We start from the raw sequence: 16,903 nt of genomic DNA on the forward strand, positions 1-16,903 counted from the left end.
GCCAGCCCGAAGGCTGGCTCGTGCGTACCCGGCCGGTGGATGGCCGTGAAGGATTACTGCAGCAGCGACATGACCATCGAGGACATGCTGTTCGACTGCTTCAGCATGGCGGTACCGGCTTGCAGCAGCATCTGGTTCGAGGTCATGTTCGCGCTTTCGGTCGCGAAGTCCACGTCCATGATCAGGCCGGCCGCGGCCTTGCTGTTGGTGCTGATGTTCGACAGGTTGTTGTACACGTGCTCGAGGCGGTTGGCGGCGGCGCCCAGGCCCGAACGGACCTTGTTGACCGATGCCAGTGCGGTTTCCAGCTTGGTGATGGTGCCGTTGGCGGCGCCGGCGCCGGTCAGTTCGGCGCCGGTGGTGGCGGCCGAGTAGTTCGCGGTGGCAGCGCTGACGTCGGTGACGATCGAGCTCACGTCGGCGCTCAGGTCGACGCTCATGGTTTCGCTTGCCGATGCGCCGATCTGGAAGGTCATCGACGACGCGACGGTGCCGCCCACCAGCAGCTTGGTGCCGCCGAAGCTGGTGTTGTCCAGGACGTTCGCCAGTTCCAGGCCCAGCGCATCGTATTCCGACTGCATGGCGGTCTTGTCGTCGTCGGTCGACGAGGCGTCGGCGGCCTGGGTTGCCAGGTCTTTCATGCGGACCAGCATGTTGCTGACTTCGTCCAGCGCGCCTTCGGCGGTCTGCAGCATCGAGGTCGAGTTCTGGGTGTTGCGCATGGCGACAGCCATGCCCGAGGTCTGGGCTTTCAGGCGCGAGGCGATCTGCAGGCCGGCGGCGTCGTCCATTGCCGAGTTGATGCGGTAGCCGGTCGACAGGCGGGTCATCGAGGTCGACAGCGAGCTCTGGGTGCGGCTGATCGAGTTTTGTGCGGACAGTGCGGCGTTGTTGGTGTGAAGGCTCAGCATGGTTAGCTCCTAGGGAATTCGGTTCGTGGTCGAGTGCGTCACTCGCTCTCACCAGTACAAGGCGACCGGTTTCTCCAGGGCATTAAGTTCTTTACGGAAATATTTTTTCATGGCTGTTTTTTATTGCCAACAGTGCAAGTTCGCACGTCCAGACACCTATTGCCCGCCGCGCTTGAAGGATGCGACTGGTGTCTTGCCATTCTGTTACGGTAACACGGCTGCCACGAGCGTGGCCGCGCCACGCGCCGGCTGCCGCCCGCGAGCGCTCGGTGCCGGTGCGCTCCGATGACATCGGCGGGCCGACCCCAGACGAGAAGAGGCTCGTCGTGAAGGGGGCGCACAGCGACCATGCACTGCGCGCGAACACGCGTATTCGAGGCAAACGCTGGCACGGCAGCGGGCTGTCGGGGACATGTCAATCCAGGCAACACACCAACTCAGGAGGCATCATGGACGAGCAAGCGCATGGCAAGCATATGGGAATGGGCTGGGGGAAGTTCGCAGCGATGATCGTGACCTCGGTCGTCATCATGTGCTTCCTGATGTATCAGTTGGTGTACAGCGCCGACCATGTCTTTTTCGCCGTCAACCGGCTGGTGGCATCCCTGGTGATGGGATGCGTCATGACCGTCGTGATGCTGGGCTTCATGTGGTCGATGTACAAGGGCACCGGGACCAAGATCGCAGTCGTGGTGGTCGCCGCCATCGCCGCCATTGCCTTGCTCGCCGCTAACCGCGCGCAGACGTTCATCGACGACCTCCGGTTCATGAAGTCGATGATCCCGCACCATTCGATTGCCATCAACAATGCGCGCAAGGCGAGCATCAGCGACCCGCGCGTGCGCAAGCTGGCTGACGGGATCATTGCTTCCCAGGTCAAGGAAATCGCCGAGATGAAAGCGCTCATCCAGGATATCGAGGACAAGGGCGAACGCGGCGACACGCCGCTGCCGCCACGTTCCACCGCGCTGACACCGGAGATGGCGCAGCAAGTGCGCGACGCTGTGCGTTAGGGCGCCATCGGTCTACGCCGGAATCCAACCGGCACCGCCAGCTGGTGGGCGGTTTCAGTCCTCGGGGTCCGGTTTGACGCGCGCAAACCGGTAGTCGGCAGCGGAGCGCTCGAGCGCCAGGCCGAGCGTGTCCTTGAGCGCATCGGGCGCTGCACCCTCGGCCAGTTTGCGCTGGGCGAAGGTGTTGCGCAGAGTGCGACCGCCGGCCCGCGACAGGTCGATGCCGGCGCGTTCGAACGTGGCCCGGACCTGCATGTAGACGGTTTTCTTGATCATCTTGCGGCCCTCGGTATTGGCAGGGAACACCAAGTCGCCCGGAATACCCATCCTGGCGCGCTCGCCCAGCCAGGCCTGCAGCTCGACCGCGCCCTCGCGCGGGAGGAGGGTCACGTGTTCGTGGCTCGTATCGTGCTTTTCCCTCGGGGTGACGGTCAGTTCGATGGCGCCGTCGAGGTCGGCCTGCTGCCCGATCTCGCCGAGCAGCAGGCCGATCGCCTCGGACACCCGCAGCCCCGCCAGCGCCATCACCAGCTGCATGGCCCGGTCGCGCCGGCGCTTCCAGCCGTCGAAGGCGGAAGTGCGGCGCACGCGTGCCGGCGCGGCAGGCAGGGCGTCGAAGAAGCGGCGCAACTGGTCGTCCGACAACGCCCGGGTAGGGGCATTGCGCATGAATTCGGCCGGACCGGTGGCCAGGATGGCCTCGCGCGCCGGGTTCGGATTCATTTCGAGATGCTGGTAGCAGCGCTCGAGCAGGCGCAGGTAACGGTAGGCGATCTTGCTATTGATGACCGGGCCGTTCTCGTCGCTGCGATTGATGAAGCGCCTGATGTCGGACTTGTCGACGGCGGAGAAGGTCTTTCCTTGTTCGCTCATCCAGTTGCAAAAATTCCCGAACATGAAGCGATAGGTCGCGACGGAGTGCGCCGAGAGCGTCTTGAACTTGTTGTCGGCCGGCAGGCGCTTGGCGGTTTCGGCAAAGTCGAGGCTGACGATGAAGGCATCGAAGGCCATGACCGGATTGGCGTCCCAGGTAGTGCGCTTGGTCATGATCTGAATGGAGTGAGGTGTAGAGCACTATAACCCAAAAAAGTAACTAACCAACTAGATTCCTCAATAAACCTAAAAACCCGCCATCAGGGCTGCGGGTGGGTGGATACTCCAGGGGGCGGTAAAGAGTGGTCAGGGCAAACCAGCCAGGCAGTGACGCCGGCAGCGCTATCTGCGGCAAGGTGCTGGCCGAAAGCAGGCGCCGAGCTTGCAGTGGCAGAGACTGCGAGGCATTTCAGCACAGTACGCCAAGCAGGCGAAAGCGCAGGATAACGTAGACAGCTGAAAGGAACGAAAAAAGATGAACAGTATTCCTAAAAACTTGAATGACGAGCAGGCCGAGATCATCACAACCTTGTCGCAGGATGCGGCACGTTTGCTCCGCGATGCAGCTTCGCCGTCACCGATTTCGACACCTGGCAGTTACTCGATCATTGCCGGGCGCATCGGTGACGTGCTTCGTGCATGCGGGGTCGAGGAGTAACGGAAAAATCATGACATGCAGCTTGCTCCCAGCTGGCAGGCTGTTCAAGGATGGAGTTCGCTCAGGCATGTATTTTTCAGGTGTCAATCGCGTCCGTGACGAGGTGGCCGCTCGGGGCCGACACCCATCGATCGACGCGGTCAGGGCGGTGTTGGGCGAGACGGGGTCCAGGACGACGATCCTTAAACACGTGCGCAAAACCGAGGTCGAGGAGGGCGGCGCGACACAGGCTGTCAGTGATGCGATCCTCGCCCTGGCGCCGCTGCTGGCGGAGCAGCTGAAACGGAATGCTACGGCTGAGCTCACCGAGCTGAGGGCGCGGATGGACGATCGGCGCGGCGCTGACGAAGGTGCCCGGTCTGAACTGAAAGTACGGCGCGGCGAAGCGCGACGGGCTCTGCAAGGCTGAACTGATCCACCGCCGCGCTCCCTGGAAAACACGTGAAGCGGTTGAACTGGCCACGCCGGAATGGGTTTCCTGGTTCACCCACTATCGCTCGCTCGAACCGCTCGGCTATATACCGCCGGCCGAAGCTGAGGCAAACAATGACAAGCAGTTGAGCGGTGAGGCCATCCCGGCCTGACGCATACTAATCGGCGTCTACGAAAGCCGGGGCGTTTCACCCTGCAGGTCGGGGCTTAGCCGTTGAGGTAGGCGATATCCTGTCGCTAGCCCATAAAAGGGAGAATGTAAGACACATGAAAAAACTGTTCATCTTTACCCTGGTAGCTGCATCCGCCTTCGCAGAAAGTGCGCTTGCTGCCGAAAACTGCAAGAATCCGCAATCTCAGTTGGCGATGAATACTTGCGCCGCAAAAGACTATGAGCGTGAGGATGCTCGCTTGAACAAGACCTATAAGGAACTTGTAACCAAGCTGGAAAAGGACCGCCGCGAGAAGATTAAAGAAATTCAAATCGCATGGATCAAGTACAGGGATCTGCAATGCGACTTCGATTCGGCGGGCTATGAAGGCGGCACGATGTACTCGTTGGTCCGCTCTAGCTGCTTGTCTCAGATGACGAGGGAACGTACCAAAGACCTGAAAGCGATGCTGGAAGAGGCAGCAATGTAAGTTCGTAAACGCCACAGCCAGCTATATCACGCAGCTGTGGCGTCGTCACGGAAGAGCCCCAGCAGTATCCAATGCCCGCCACGAGCGGGCAGCGGCACTGAGAAGGTCGGCACGGTGCAGGTTACGATGAATTGAGAGGACGACAGTATGCCCAGCTTTCTGAATGAAGTGACTTATGCGATTGACAGTGACAACAAACAGGATTGACCATCGAGCATTTCAAAGGCAGATCAGGGACTCACACGAGATAATCGCGGCATACCGCGGAGCAGCGCGTGCTTGATGTGAATGGCAGGCTGGCCGACGCCGAACGGCACCAAGCGTCGCTGGAAGAAAAGCGTAGACATTCGCGGGACGCCCTGGAACATTTCGTACGGCGGCCAAGGAACAGCGCGAACAGGAGCAACGCCGGCACGAGCATCAGGTCCATGGGCTGCAAATGGAACTGAAGCAGGCGCAGCTTGCGTTTTCGCTCAAGCAGGAAGAGTTGACGCGATTGAACAAGGTGGCGGCCGCGCTCGCGTCCGAACTCGGTTCGGTCAAGCAGGCTCTGCATCTTGAACGTGAAGCCAGCCGCAACCAAGCGAAGAAGATCGAGCAACTGCAGGCCGTCGAGGCGCGGGCTGCCGTGCTCGAGGCACAACTGGTCGACAGCAGGACGCGGTTGGCTGGAGCTGGGGAAACGGCCGCGCGCGCGGACATCGCGTCCGGCGAAGTGCGGCGGCAAATCTCCGCGCTCGAAGTGGAACTGTCTGCGGCGAAAAGTGCAATCGCGTTGGAAGAACGCTTGGCGAAGCTGGACAAAGCGGTAGCGGTTGGATGCAAATTTGTGAGAGATATACGGGCAGCGCAATCTAACAGTTTTACTTCCAAAGATCTAACAGCTTTGCTTCTGAGATCTGCAGCTACAGCGTGCCCCAACCCAGCATGCAAGACGTCGCATAATCTATATTATGTCAAATCCGATCTTGTTTGAACACGCGAACACCGGCAGTACTGCCATCCGGCGAACTAAAAGTGTACATTTAGACGAACTAAATGTGAGACTCCCCGAAGGCTGCGAACTAATTTTGAGACATTCACCGAGTACAGCTAGCCTCCTCAGCTCTTTGGAGGTTGTCTTCTGCGACATGACATTGTCTCGCCGCTGTGAAATCCAGTTGGCATGACGGACGGGCCTGCGCGTGATACTGCAAGCTATGCTCATATGCAGGACGCGTAGCCGTGGTTCACCACTGCTGGACGTATGGCGGGAACGTTTATTGAGAGATCCCACCAGGTTGTAGACTATCTTTGGCTGAGCATTGCCGCGTAAGCATCCTGCTCCGAGCATAAATGGGGCTGGCGCCTGCTCGGGCATGGGCCGAGCTACGGTGGGGTCGCGTGCGTTCTAGGTCACGGTTTTGCTTATGCAGCGGCGTGGTGTTCAAGCGGTGCCACGCTGCAGTTGAAACGATTAGCGAAGTGCTAGAGCGGATCGGGCAAACGGGTGGTTCCTTCGGTTTTTCCGGTTACTTCGCGTTGTTTATACCGTACCCGCGCGTTGTCAGCAGCGGTTGTAAACTGATACAGGCAGCGATTGAAAACTGATACACCATTTTGAGAAGATGGCCGCTTTGCGGAGCGGCCTTGAAACCCAAAGAGGTGTACGTGGAAATTCAACTCCTGAAGAGGCATGGGTTAAGCCTTCGGCAGATCGCCGCCGAGGTAGGCTGCGCAGTGAACACGGTACGCCGGCATCTGGCCCTGGAGGCCGTGCCGAAGTACGAACGCAAGGTCAAACGCCAGACGAAGCTGGCGCAATTCGAGCAGTACCTGAGAGATCGGCAGCAAGCCGCTCAGCCCGACGTGATTCCGGCCACCGTGCTGTACCGCGAGATCGCCGCTCGCGGCTACGAGGGCGGCATGAGCCAGTTGAGGGCCTTTCTGCGCACCTTGCGCCCGGCGCCTCCAGCCGACCCGGTGGTGCGTTTCGAGACGGCGATGGGCGAGCAGCTGCAGGTGGACTGGGTCGAATTCCGTAAAGGCAGCGCACCCTTGCACGCGTTCTGCGCGACGCTCGGCTTTAGCCGGGCGAGCTACGTGGAGTTCGTCAGCAACATGAAGGTGGAGACCCTGATCGCTTGCCACGAGCGCGCCTTTGCGGCGTTCGGTGGCGTGACGCGGCGGGTCCTGTACGACAACATGAAGACGGTGGTGCTGGAACGCGATGCGTACGGCGAAGGCGAGCACCGCTTCCACGCCGGCTTCCTGGACTACGCCAGGCATAGCGGTTTCGTGATCAAGCTGTGCCAGCCGTACCGGGCCAAGACCAAGGGCAAGGTCGAACGATTCAACGGCTACCTGCGTCGTTCGTTCTACGTGCCGCTGGCGAGCCGGCTCGCGCAGAGCGGCCAGAAGCTCGACGTCGTGACGGCCAACGTGGAAGTGGCCCACTGGTTGCGCGACGTGGCCAATGCGCGCATCCACGGAACAACCGGAGAGCCGCCAGCCGAAGCATTGAAGCGGGAGGTGGAGCACCTGCAAGCGCTACCGGCACCGTGGCGGGCGGACATCGCGGCAGCCAGGCCGCAAACGAGTACTGCAGCACCTGCGGCGCCGCGGCCGGCGGCGGTGGTGGAGCGGATCGCGCAACCGTCTCCAGTACAGCATCCGCTACAGGTGTACGACGCGCTGCTGGTGCGGGTTACTGAAGGGGTGGCGGCATGAACCTGCAGCATGAGCGTATCGCGGCGTTGTGCGAGAGCCTGAACCTGCCGTTCGTGGCACAGGGCTATGGCGCCGCAACCCAGAAGGCGGCGAAGCAGGAGATGGCCTACAGCGACTTCCTGGAGGGGCTCTTGAGGGAAGAAGCCGCCGGACGCAACGTACGCAAGCAGAGCATGATGACCAGGCTGGCCGGGTTCCCGGCAGTGAAGACGCTGGACGAGTTCAACTATGACTTCGCCAAAGGCGTCAAGCGCAGCCAGGTCGAGGAACTGGCCGGCCTGGGCTTCGTTGAACGGCATGAAAACGTGGTGCTGGTCGGGCCCAGCGGCGTAGGCAAGACGCACCTGGCAATGGCACTGGGCTACAAGGCCACGCAGGCAGGCATCAAGACGCGCTTCACGACGGCGGCCGACTTGATGTTGGCGTTGTCGACGGCGCATACGCAGAACAATCTGAAAGCGGTGATGCACCGCGCGATCAAGGCGTATCGGCTCTTGATCATCGACGAGATCGGCTATTTACCGATGAACCGGGAACAGGCCAACCTGTTCTTCCAGGTGATCGCGGCCCTGTATGAGCGTAGCAGCCTGATCGTGACCAGCAACCTGCCGTTCGGGCAGTGGGACACGACCTTCGCGCAGGACACGACGCTGACCGCGGCCCTGCTCGACCGGCTGCTGCACCACGCGCACATCGTGCCGATTGCAGGGGAAAGCTACCGGCTGAAGCACCAGCGCCAGGCCGGGATGATGAGGGGGAGCGATGTTGCAGAAGTTGGCTGAACGCGGACGGTGTTCGGCAACGGCGGTGTATCAGTTTTAAATCGCTGGCACGACGAAATCTGTATCAGTTTTCAATCGCCGTTGACACGCGTCGATCAGGTCGTCGTCTGGGTGCCTTCATTGCTTGGCCAGCCATTACCTGATTTAGTGCCTTTCGCACGGCTCGCGTGGGGATGGCGACACCACACATCGTCTACGAAAAGAATCCCTGTCCTGGCATAAGCAACCTGTCAAAAAAGACGAACTCGACATTATAAAACCTAATGTCGAGTCACTTTGAGGTCCACTACTCGACGCTGGATTGATACCAATCGCCACTAGCAAAGGGCGTAAGATTCGCCTACCAAATGGCGCAGCTCATATCTTTCGCCCCAACCTGATTGGTGCACCGCTCTTTTCCAAAATTCGCGATCCATAATTATGTTTTCGCCATCGCGCGCAGCGCCTTCCTTCAGGGCGTGTTCGATCGTTTTAGCGAAATAGGACATCGGCACTTCTGTCCTGGTATCCGCGCCGGTGGTCCGATCTGCCTCGACGAATTCCTGCCATAGGTCGCCTGCGTATGCTGCCAGACGGAAGCCGTTCAGATAAGCCTGAGGTAAGAAAAAACGGGTATGAGACCAGCCGCTATCGCGCGGAAAGCAGTCGTTGTCGAAAGCCTTGAGGCAGTGCTCGATTTCCGTTATCGAACGCATGCCGTGTAGCTCAAACGCTTCCGTTGGTACGCTGGGAACGAACGTGGGGAAGTCGCTTGCGTATGCAACACGCTTTTGTTTAAGAGTTCGTACGCGCGGATGACCAACAAGGACACTAAGTAATCGAATCCCGTTGTTCTTGAGTCGGTCCTGCAGGTTGCGCAGCGTATTTTCCGTGGTCGGATCCAATAACTGTGATTCGTCAATCCAGAGGACCAATGAGCGCTGGCCTGCCCGCTCGATCAGCTCCATAACGTGTTTTTCTAGGAAAAGACGCTCACGCCCAGGTGCGCCACTGACGGCCCCAGCGTGCACTTCCAAAAATCTAACATCTGGAAATTTAGCAGGTAGGTGTTCGGTGACATATCGTATGGCATATGTTTTGCCGATGCCGGGCGGTCCAAATATGACTGCCTGCTGTACACCTTGGTTAATCCACGCGGCAACACGGTCCGCCAATTCCTCCGCCTGCAGCGTTGAACAACTGTACGTGCGAAGGCGGACAGGATGTTTTTCGAAATCGATCGGGCGAGTTGTCGAATCCGCTTCCGGCACTGAAGAATTCGTCTGGGGGGCACCTTGGCCGTTGCTGTCTTGTAGAACAGTCATACGCTTTCCTTTCAGATGTCTAAGCGAAGCGAATACAAAGCTGCCTGGTCTTGACCAGATGATAACCTGGACTTGCAGTTAGGTGGCCGCTTCGACAGCGTTAAACCAACGATTCTTAGCGGAGCGACGGGTCGGCCCTCCAATGAGGATAGGCGGACAGTGCTTGAAGCTTACTTACTTCTTACCCTGCCACGACGCAGTCATACAGCTGGCTTTGCTTTAGCCCGGCGCGTGATGCGAATTTTCCCCTCCGAACTTGGTTTTGCTGCGCGTGCCGACGCAGAGGGACGGCGGTTTAGCTGTTCACGAAGGATCTCCGCGCGTGCCCGCTCGACCGCGATCTGCCCAGTCAAATCCGATATGGCGACCTGCAATTGCTCGGCCTTGTCTCGAGCAATGTCCCTCTCATTGATTGCGGCTTTCAGCTTCTCTTCTAGCGCGGCAAAGTCTCTGGCCTGCTTCGCCGCTTCGATCCGAGCATTCGTCAGCTCGGACTGGAGTCGCTGCGTTGACGTCGCAGACAGGCTTCGCTCTGACTCGAGAGCCTTCTCCAGTTTGTTTGCGGTCGTACGTTCGCGATCGATTTCGACCAGGGCGCGGTGTTCCAACGCAGCGAAGCGCTCCTCGGCGTGCGCAATCCGCGCCGTAACCCGCTCGATCTCCTCAGCGTGTTGGATACGCGTTACCTCAAGCCGCCGCTCCGCTTCCGAAACAGCGTGACGAGCATCCGAAAGCCTTGCGTTCATCTCGGCAGTTGCCGCCAAACTGACGGCCGCCTCTTCACGCAAGTTCGCGTTTTCTCGGAAAGCGGTCTCCAGTTTTGCGGTGAGGATCTGCCGTTCTCGATTGGCGTTATCGAGTTGATCCTGGACAGTCTGTCTATCTTGTAGTGCCGAGTCACGTTCTTGCACTGCTGCCTGCCGAAACTGGTCAAGAGACTGGTCAGCCGCGGTCCGGGCCGAGCTCCAGAGCTTTGACACCAGATCGCCGGCGGCCTGCGCCAAGTCGACAGGCAGATCAGGTTGACCCAGATCCACCTTGCCCGACCGGCGTAGATCGGCCCAGAAAGCGCGCAGCGCCTCGGTCGGGGCCGACATGCTCCCTTTACGAACTAGCTGATACAGCTTATTGGCGGTCGGTGTAACGCCGTACCGGAAAAACATGACGATGCATACCTCCCTGTAGAGGTCAGGGGTCCGCGGATGCTCCGCGCGCAGCTTTTCCACATCCGCCTGCAATGCGGCGTCTAGATCGTTTTGCTCCGGCATAAGGCCCTCCGTATGTTCTAATATTACTACGTATTACATTAGATTTACGATCCCCTACCTCGGAAATATGACATTATTCTTATAATGTCAAACCTGGCGGCTGCCACGCGGGGGAGGTTCGCCCCGCCGTTTGTTCTCCGTCCGGCAGCAGCGCAAATCTCAGCTCTCATGTGGAAGTGCTTAGTTGTATGCGCAGTCAACGTAGAGTCCAAATTGACAATGCGAAAGGTAGCTCTATACCTATTTAGCTGGTGGTTATGCTAAGGACTGTTCGCTGATCTATAATCAAGTAGGACGATTCCTACGAGTCGCTCCGCAGCTCATGTGTTTCTAAATAACATTAACTTGATGTGGAGAATGTGTATGGCGCTGTACAAATTTGGTCAACGGTTGACGCAAACTAACGATGCGGCCTTCGACGGTACGCATACCCCCGGAACCGCTGCGCCTCATCCAGGGATCTATCGCTGCACCTCGTGCGGCGACGAGATTGCTATCGCGGGCGGCCACATCTTGCCGCCCCAAAATCATAGGCAGCATAATCCGCAAAGCGGCGACATCCGTTGGCAGTTGCTCGTTTATCCCGTTCAGCAGAAGTAAGTAGCCTGGGGCATGCTTCATGAGCTGTGCCGACAGACTTAGTCGGCGCAGCTTTCCGAAAATTCCCTACCGCCCAGTCGATAGATCGGTCACCAGGTCCATACAACGACCTTCCAAGTCTGTCGAATTCGTCGCGGAAGAAAGGTCGTACCGGCGGGCTGCTATGCCTTAGACAAACCGTTTTGAGCATTAAGCTAGAGTGGGCTGCCGCAGTTATTCTCGAGGCTCGCTGGCGACTCCAAGCCTCGGGTCAAAACCAGCGCCCTATTGCTAATGTGAGGCCGAAGCATCACTGCAGGTCGCTCCTGTCAACTGGTCTCACAGAGCTCAGTACCGGCCTGCACGGGTTCTCCAGCCCTGCCCTTGCCTGGATCTCCATGGCAGCACGGAGGGTCTGCAGTACAAGTGCGCTTCGGTTATCAAATGACGCGGCTGTTGCCAGTACATCGTCCGTCACGGCACCATCGAACCACTCCCGCGATCGCACGTCTACGCGCCAAGCGGCAAACTGCTTTTTGATTACACTCTCCCTGCGCAACGCTTCGGACTTGCTGCCGCCCACAAGGAATGCCCGGCTGCGCTCCAAGTCGAACACCTCCGCGACTGCACGGTACGGCAAGGTGAATGCCGAGACGCGGGTCGGCCACCGGTCATTCCGATCTTGACCTCGGTCCCGTCCAGCCGGCACAGTACATAGAAACAGTACACGGGAATGCGGACCGGGGCGAAAACGGCGACCGGAACTCTGAGGTTGTACCACTTCAATAGTGTCGAGACGAACGGCTGTTGTCCGGGCCAACGGTTTTGGGACTTGTCGACGCTCTTTCGCAGCTTGGCTTCACCGATCCGATTGACGAGCCAGAATAGGAGTGCACGGCCCATGTCGTTCTCGACCATTAATTGAACCGATCTGGCGGCAGCTCTTCGACTACTGGAGTTCGCTCGACAACGGTTCTAGCCGCTCGTGTAACCGTATTAGCTCTCACGGTGGCGACCTCCCTCCCCTGTCGTTGCATCGCAATATCGCGTCGTCTTTCCCACCCATCTTCGCACTCCCAAATGACGGATATTTGATGGGAGACCAGCAAGTTCGGGCGCGCGGCGGGGCGGATCGCGCGCATCTGGCAACGCCTCGAAGTACACTAGTAAAGATTCTGCGCCCAGAGGTTGTCTTAGGTCCGTGTTACCCATGGTAGAGTAATATTTTGATGGGGCCAGCCGCACAGCCAGCTGTGGCCGACCGATAAGCCAGTAACGAATAGTTCGAATCATGGACAAGATTAAGGTGAAGTACCGCTTCACGAGAGCCAATAATTCGGTCGCTGCTTTCCTGAGTAGCAACCGCGCGAGCACAGACGCACTCACTGCGCTACTCCGTTGGAAGGCCGGTTCCTCTGGGCGAGATTTTGTGAGGCTCGTCGACGAGGATGACTACATCGATGTCGAGGTCACATGCGACCCCGCTGACAAGGCCGCCGGCGCACAACTTGAGATGGAATCCGACAAGGTGGGCGTCGAAAGAAATGTTCTGACCTAAGCTGGCACTACTGAATATGGGTGAAGCAAAGTCCGCATACCTCGTTGACGTCGTTGAGGTCGACCGTGACAGGCGTGTCCGTTGCCAAGCCGAGGGATGTGGGCATTCGGTCTATGCCCGCATTCACATCTTGCTGGTCGGTGCACAGTTCCAGGTATTGGGAGGCAACTGTTTCCAGCGCCTGTATGGCCGGGTTCTGCAAGATGCGAAGTCGTACTATGGCGGCTCCGTGGGCTCGCCAACCCGGCTGGATGAGGACATGAGACTGCTGCTTGCAACGAACACCGCAGAGTTTGTCGGGCGGTTGGAAGCCAGGAGGCTCGAACTCGAGGCGTTAGCCGAAACCAGGCCAGCTCTGGTCCAGAACAAGGCCGATCGTCCGGCAGTGCATGACGAGGTTCCGCCAGCGGCTACCGGCGGCGAAGACCCCTCCTCTCGTCAACGGAGCCCAGTCGGTAAGGCTGGGTTCGATCCACCGAGCTTCGTGTACGTTTTCGATGATCCATCGGTGGCCGCGTACGAAGGCCGAGCAGTGCTTCGATGGCAGTGGCTCAAGGACAAAGCAACCGTTGCTTCGCGCCTGGCCGCATACAAGGCAAGTCCAGCTCCAGGCACGAACCAGGACATCGTAGCCAGGTGCTACGAGCAATTTGCGCACAAGACGCCGTACCTGTTCGCTCTCGCCGTAGAGTACGTTCATTTCATGCCGAAGAAAAACACTCTGCGGGCTCTTGACGAGTTGGGGCTGATCGAGCAGGTTTAACGATCAGGCTTCGCGCAATCTGACCCAGTTCGAGTGATTGTTCATCTGCGCCAACCACACAGCAAGGTTGAATGGTTGCCCCTTGTTTCCAAGAATGACAAGCAGGAAACCGGTCATATGGCCATCGAATTCGCTCAGGAAGTCTTGTGCCGTCGCGCGGTCTTGTGCCGAGGGCGTAGGATTGGCCTCTGGATGGGTATGCCATAGTCCCACGGCGTGACGGTGCTCCAGAAAATGTCGATGCCTGTCATCCGTTGCCTGTCTTGCATCGGGCACGAATGCGTGCCGACGCCGCATATCGCTTGTGTAAGGCCCGGTAGCATGCGAGATGATCACGGCCGTGTCCTGTGGTGTCGGACTGAACAGTTGTCCCCCTGCTTCACGTTGGAACCAGCGCGTTTGGGCATGCTCGTACATGTGCGCAAGCACAGGCCCGTCGAACAAGACATAACCGTGATTATCCGGAAGATAAAACAGTCGGCTGCTCATGACCATGTTCTCTCGATCAGCACGCCATCGTGTTCTGCTGCAGACTGCGCCCAATCACGGAGCTTCAAGCTGGGAAGTTGTGCGTCGAGGAAGCGCTGTCCTCGTACCCAACTGCGCACATGGGACCTCGATACAGTGCCATCGATTAGCTGCAGTGCTGTCTCTGCAACGAGAGCAATGCCATAGTTGGCTTGCACAGGCGTATAGCTCTGGAACTGGCTGCTGCAACCTGGTTCATTCTGTATGACGGTATCGGGCCAGTCGACGGCCTGATACCCCAACAGACGATCTGGCAGGCCGTTGAGCCAGTAGTCAGTGTCCTTCAGCACGCATGCATGTGCGGCAGCGACGTACGGCTCGAACCAACCGATCAGCAGATGGCGAGGATGCACCAGTCTCGCGGACTCAAGAGCTGACCTCACTTCTGGCTCGCCGGTAAAGTCCAGGACCACACTGACTTCAGCGAGTGTGGAACGTTGAAGCCATGCTTCCGCAGAGTCGCTCGTTCCACTCAACTGGCACGATGGAACCGAGCGGCCGACGTGCGTGGCCACGCTTTTGGCCTTTGGGCAGCCCAACATGTCGGCGCCAAGCAGATGTCGTCCGATATTGGGAGAGGAAAGGTAGTCCGGGTCAACTATCGTGATTTTTCCTACTCCACTGCGAGCGAGCAGGTCGATAACAGCGCTGCCAAGAGAACCAGCCCCAAGGACAAGTACGTGGGATTGCTGTCGATTTGATACTTGCGGATGCTGCGCGCGTCCGCAAGTCCAGGAGGGATCCATCCGCTCCACCCCCAAAGGCAGAAGACGGAGTGTAGGATAGGCACGCTTCGTCTTGTGCTTGACAACACGCGTTGGCGGCCCGCCAGGTAGCAGAAACGCGTATGTGCATGTCAGAGCCCTTAAAAGGACGACACGGTGCAAGGTGCGGCGCTTGCTTATCTTCTCGAACTGGTGATACTGGGCCGGGGTCAGGCGGCTCTCGAGCAAAAGGTTAACGTCGGCCAGAGTTGCGGGCCATGTCGCTGGGGTGTACGGGTAGTCGATCGGCACGTCCGCAACGACAGCGTTCGACACTTCAGTGGCACGCGGGCCGAGCGATGCCACGAAACGCGATGCCAGCGCCTCGTCGTCATTCACAATGAGCGCGCGCGAAGGTTGCACCAACCGCGCAATGAGAACGCGGGGCTCACTATGGCGCACTGCAAAGGTATAAACCCGCCTTACTGCATCGACGTCCGACGCCATCCGGCTGACGTGTATTGACCAATAATTTGCTGTCTCCTTTTCAAAATCCCCGTCGAGCCTTCCAGACAGCCAAGGGATCAGAAATTCCTGCTCAAAAAGATACAGCATGGCGCCCACCCGCTCTTCCGGAGACGCGCCGCTAGCTGGACCGGCATCGCCGGAAAAGCACAAGTCTGCAGCAGAATCGATGTGAGGAACACGTAAGACGGCGTCTTTCGAAAGCTGAATGCGCGCTCGGGCCTCAGGAAAATTTGCGGGCAATACTAACCATGCACCTGCGAAAGCACGGTCGGCCGGCATCGCAGGCAGCGCGAGCGCAAATTTACGCTCGCTACGTGTGCCCGCCGTCCTCGTCTCCGCCAGCAGAAGCGGATGGCTTTTCAAGAAATGATCGAAGGGACTGGTCACGTACAACTCAATTTAGGCGAGGCCCCGACCTGGGCGAATCGGTTGAACCTGTCGCGGCTGTGCGGGCGCAAGCCCAGTGAATATTCCCTGCGTTGCCGCATTTGGAAAGGACGCCCCTTCGCACCCAAAAGTCTTCTGGACTCGCTTGCGGACCTCTGCTGGTTCGGATGCTCCGAGAATGTATGTCAAGTCCGTGACCAGCAATCTGCACCAGTTCTTGAATGCTTGTGCACGTTGCCCTTCATCGGTATTCCAGCGCTCGGCGAAGTTCTCGCCGTGAACTGTCGGGTTGGCGACGACATACTGACCGTTATGGCATTCGACCATCGCAGGCAGCAGCACCGCAAGGTCCGCAAGAAGCTCGACTGGATGGTTGTAGAGGCGATGCCGGTCGGCGAGGCCGGCGTAACACTGCGTCAGGAGCGTCACGATGATGACCGAGATAGGTTTGAATTCGGCCGTGATATGCCCGCGGCGAACAGCCATGCAGCGGTGACGTTTGAACAGACGGATCGCTACACGCAAGGTATCCGACAGCGGCACCTCCTGGGATGGGACAGGCCGGATGTCCGCGCGCTGGGCCATGGCCTCTGCCTTTTGGAGAGGCTGAACGAGAAGCTGACGTCGTGCCTGTTCGTTCACCCATGCCGCGAAGCCGGCCGGATTCGAGGTTTTCCACTTTCCAGAAGGCCGATCAACTACTGCCAACGCGGTCGCTTCGTAGCCGGTTTCGGGCCGGTACTGAACATCACCACGCTGGCCAAGTGGTATCTTTGCCAGGGGCACCGAGGGAGCAAAGTCGATGTAATATCCCTTGTTCGGGAAGTTGATACGCCAGCACCGGCTCTTCTCTTGCGGCTCATGACCTTCGAGCGCAGCTCCAACGTCTTCAAAGAACTGCATTGGGTCCTGTGCCTCTACCCGCGACAGGTCAACTTCGCAAACTGCGTCCACGTCAAATCGCTCTGCCGTCGGAGCCCGTACTAAGGTCTTTGTGTTCGTGGATCCTTGAGGCGCGATTATGATAGCGTCCGCTGGCCAGCGCAGGCGATCGACAAGGAGCTTCCCCAGATCTTCGTAACTCGTTGCCGCTTCCCCCACCAGGGCCGGATCGACCGTAATGTGCTTGTTCACGACATCGAGCTCCCTGGCCCAGACATCGAACACATCTGTACCGTACTGGCGGAATGCCTTCTCAAGCGAATCGTTGCGGGACTGTGATGCCGACTCGACGAGCAGGCTAAACTTAGTTGTGGACATTGAG

Annotated in this window: 17 protein-coding genes and 1 pseudogene; 11 read left to right on the top strand and 7 right to left on the bottom strand. The window is 58.7% G+C overall.

Annotation, left to right across the window (positions count from 1 at the left end; genetic code table 11):
* Positions 1-53: 53 nt before the first annotated feature.
* Positions 54-911, bottom strand: a complete 858-nt coding sequence (locus IM543_12665; GenBank protein ID QOY92483.1) for a Lateral flagellin — start codon at positions 909-911, stop codon at positions 54-56.
* A 449-nt stretch (positions 912-1,360) separates the two neighbouring features.
* Between IM543_12665 and IM543_12670 the strand changes: the two genes are divergently transcribed.
* Positions 1,361-1,924 (top strand): DUF305 domain-containing protein, encoded by a 564-nt coding sequence (locus IM543_12670; protein ID QOY92484.1) that lies wholly within the window; start codon positions 1,361-1,363, stop codon positions 1,922-1,924.
* Positions 1,925-1,978: 54 nt separating this feature from the next.
* Here the strand turns inward: IM543_12670 and IM543_12675 are convergent, their stop codons facing one another.
* The gene (locus IM543_12675; GenBank protein QOY92485.1) at positions 1,979-2,971 is read right to left on the bottom strand and encodes a tyrosine-type recombinase/integrase; all 993 of its coding nucleotides are present in this window, start codon (positions 2,969-2,971) and stop codon (positions 1,979-1,981) included.
* Between the two features lie 301 nt (positions 2,972-3,272).
* Between IM543_12675 and IM543_12680 the strand changes: the two genes are divergently transcribed.
* From IM543_12680 to IM543_12710, 7 genes and pseudogenes are all read left to right on the top strand, one after another.
* Entirely contained in the window at positions 3,273-3,455 is a 183-nt protein-coding gene (locus IM543_12680; protein QOY92486.1) for a hypothetical protein, read from the top strand.
* A gap of 10 nt (positions 3,456-3,465) precedes the next feature.
* Positions 3,466-3,864, top strand: a complete 399-nt coding sequence (locus IM543_12685; GenBank protein ID QOY92487.1) for a DNA-binding protein — start codon at positions 3,466-3,468, stop codon at positions 3,862-3,864.
* Positions 3,845-4,039: pseudogene (locus IM543_12690) on the top strand (IS3 family transposase). Before IM543_12685 ends, IM543_12690 begins: the two are co-directional and overlap by 20 nt.
* 115 nt (positions 4,040-4,154) lie before the next feature.
* Positions 4,155-4,529: a DUF1311 domain-containing protein gene (locus IM543_12695; GenBank protein ID QOY92488.1), complete on the top strand. Its 375-nt coding sequence runs from the start codon at positions 4,155-4,157 to the stop codon at positions 4,527-4,529.
* A 439-nt stretch (positions 4,530-4,968) separates the two neighbouring features.
* Complete coding sequence (locus IM543_12700; GenBank protein QOY92489.1) at positions 4,969-5,505, top strand: hypothetical protein; 537 nt, start codon at positions 4,969-4,971, stop codon at positions 5,503-5,505.
* Between the two features lie 653 nt (positions 5,506-6,158).
* Positions 6,159-7,238, top strand: coding sequence for an IS21 family transposase (locus IM543_12705; protein ID QOY92490.1), 1,080 nt, complete (start codon positions 6,159-6,161; stop codon positions 7,236-7,238).
* Positions 7,235-8,020, top strand: coding sequence for an AAA family ATPase (locus tag IM543_12710; protein ID QOY92491.1), 786 nt, complete (start codon positions 7,235-7,237; stop codon positions 8,018-8,020). The genes IM543_12705 and IM543_12710 overlap by 4 nt, the downstream gene beginning before the upstream one ends.
* Positions 8,021-8,337: 317 nt before the next feature.
* On the opposite strand, the gene IM543_12715 is transcribed toward IM543_12710, so the two are convergent.
* On the bottom strand, positions 8,338-9,324 hold the full coding sequence (locus IM543_12715) for an ATP-binding protein (protein ID QOY92492.1): 987 nt from the start codon (positions 9,322-9,324) through the stop codon (positions 8,338-8,340).
* A gap of 200 nt (positions 9,325-9,524) precedes the next feature.
* Positions 9,525-10,592, bottom strand: coding sequence for a DNA-binding protein (locus IM543_12720; protein ID QOY92493.1), 1,068 nt, complete (start codon positions 10,590-10,592; stop codon positions 9,525-9,527).
* Positions 10,593-10,955: 363 nt separating this feature from the next.
* On the opposite strand from IM543_12720, the gene IM543_12725 reads away from it, so the two are divergent.
* The 3 genes from IM543_12725 (at position 10,956) to IM543_12735 (ending at position 13,492) form a co-directional block, all read left to right on the top strand.
* Complete coding sequence (locus IM543_12725) at positions 10,956-11,192, top strand: hypothetical protein (GenBank protein ID QOY92494.1); 237 nt, start codon at positions 10,956-10,958, stop codon at positions 11,190-11,192.
* Between the two features lie 1,270 nt (positions 11,193-12,462).
* Positions 12,463-12,729 (top strand): hypothetical protein, encoded by a 267-nt coding sequence (locus tag IM543_12730; GenBank protein ID QOY92495.1) that lies wholly within the window; start codon positions 12,463-12,465, stop codon positions 12,727-12,729.
* A 16-nt stretch (positions 12,730-12,745) separates the two neighbouring features.
* Positions 12,746-13,492: a hypothetical protein gene (locus IM543_12735; protein QOY92496.1), complete on the top strand. Its 747-nt coding sequence runs from the start codon at positions 12,746-12,748 to the stop codon at positions 13,490-13,492.
* Between the two features lie 3 nt (positions 13,493-13,495).
* Here IM543_12735 and IM543_12740 read toward each other — a convergent pair whose 3' ends face one another.
* The 3 genes from IM543_12740 to IM543_12750 form a co-directional block, all read right to left on the bottom strand.
* Entirely contained in the window at positions 13,496-13,981 is a 486-nt protein-coding gene (locus IM543_12740) for a Mov34/MPN/PAD-1 family protein (GenBank protein QOY92497.1), read from the bottom strand.
* On the bottom strand, positions 13,978-15,231 hold the full coding sequence (locus tag IM543_12745) for a ThiF family adenylyltransferase (protein QOY96659.1): 1,254 nt from the start codon (positions 15,229-15,231) through the stop codon (positions 13,978-13,980). Before IM543_12745 ends, IM543_12740 begins: the two co-directional genes overlap by 4 nt.
* Positions 15,232-15,651: 420 nt before the next feature.
* On the bottom strand, positions 15,652-16,806 hold the full coding sequence (locus IM543_12750; protein ID QOY96660.1) for a nucleotidyltransferase: 1,155 nt from the start codon (positions 16,804-16,806) through the stop codon (positions 15,652-15,654).
* Between the last annotated feature and the right edge of the window lie 97 nt (positions 16,807-16,903).

It is taken from the genome of Massilia sp. UMI-21 (assembly GCA_015277795.1).
Classification (GTDB): domain Bacteria; phylum Pseudomonadota; class Gammaproteobacteria; order Burkholderiales; family Burkholderiaceae_D; genus Telluria.

Excerpts from the sequence above, each read along its gene's own strand:
- IM543_12665 (QOY92483.1), bottom strand. The coding sequence starts at position 911 with ATGCTGAGCCTTCACACCAACAACGCCGCACTGTCCGCACAAAACTCG.
- IM543_12670 (QOY92484.1), top strand. The coding sequence starts at position 1,361 with ATGGACGAGCAAGCGCATGGCAAGCATATGGGAATGGGCTGGGGGAAG.
- IM543_12675 (QOY92485.1), bottom strand. The coding sequence starts at position 2,971 with ATGACCAAGCGCACTACCTGGGACGCCAATCCGGTCATGGCCTTCGAT.
- IM543_12680 (QOY92486.1), top strand. The coding sequence starts at position 3,273 with ATGAACAGTATTCCTAAAAACTTGAATGACGAGCAGGCCGAGATCATC.
- IM543_12685 (QOY92487.1), top strand. The coding sequence starts at position 3,466 with ATGACATGCAGCTTGCTCCCAGCTGGCAGGCTGTTCAAGGATGGAGTT.
- IM543_12695 (QOY92488.1), top strand. The coding sequence starts at position 4,155 with ATGAAAAAACTGTTCATCTTTACCCTGGTAGCTGCATCCGCCTTCGCA.
- IM543_12700 (QOY92489.1), top strand. The coding sequence starts at position 4,969 with ATGGAACTGAAGCAGGCGCAGCTTGCGTTTTCGCTCAAGCAGGAAGAG.
- IM543_12710 (QOY92491.1), top strand. The coding sequence starts at position 7,235 with ATGAACCTGCAGCATGAGCGTATCGCGGCGTTGTGCGAGAGCCTGAAC.
- IM543_12715 (QOY92492.1), bottom strand. The coding sequence starts at position 9,324 with ATGACTGTTCTACAAGACAGCAACGGCCAAGGTGCCCCCCAGACGAAT.
- IM543_12720 (QOY92493.1), bottom strand. The coding sequence starts at position 10,592 with ATGCCGGAGCAAAACGATCTAGACGCCGCATTGCAGGCGGATGTGGAA.
- IM543_12725 (QOY92494.1), top strand. The coding sequence starts at position 10,956 with ATGGCGCTGTACAAATTTGGTCAACGGTTGACGCAAACTAACGATGCG.
- IM543_12730 (QOY92495.1), top strand. The coding sequence starts at position 12,463 with ATGGACAAGATTAAGGTGAAGTACCGCTTCACGAGAGCCAATAATTCG.
- IM543_12735 (QOY92496.1), top strand. The coding sequence starts at position 12,746 with ATGGGTGAAGCAAAGTCCGCATACCTCGTTGACGTCGTTGAGGTCGAC.
- IM543_12740 (QOY92497.1), bottom strand. The coding sequence starts at position 13,981 with ATGAGCAGCCGACTGTTTTATCTTCCGGATAATCACGGTTATGTCTTG.
- IM543_12745 (QOY96659.1), bottom strand. The coding sequence starts at position 15,231 with ATGGCGTCGGACGTCGATGCAGTAAGGCGGGTTTATACCTTTGCAGTG.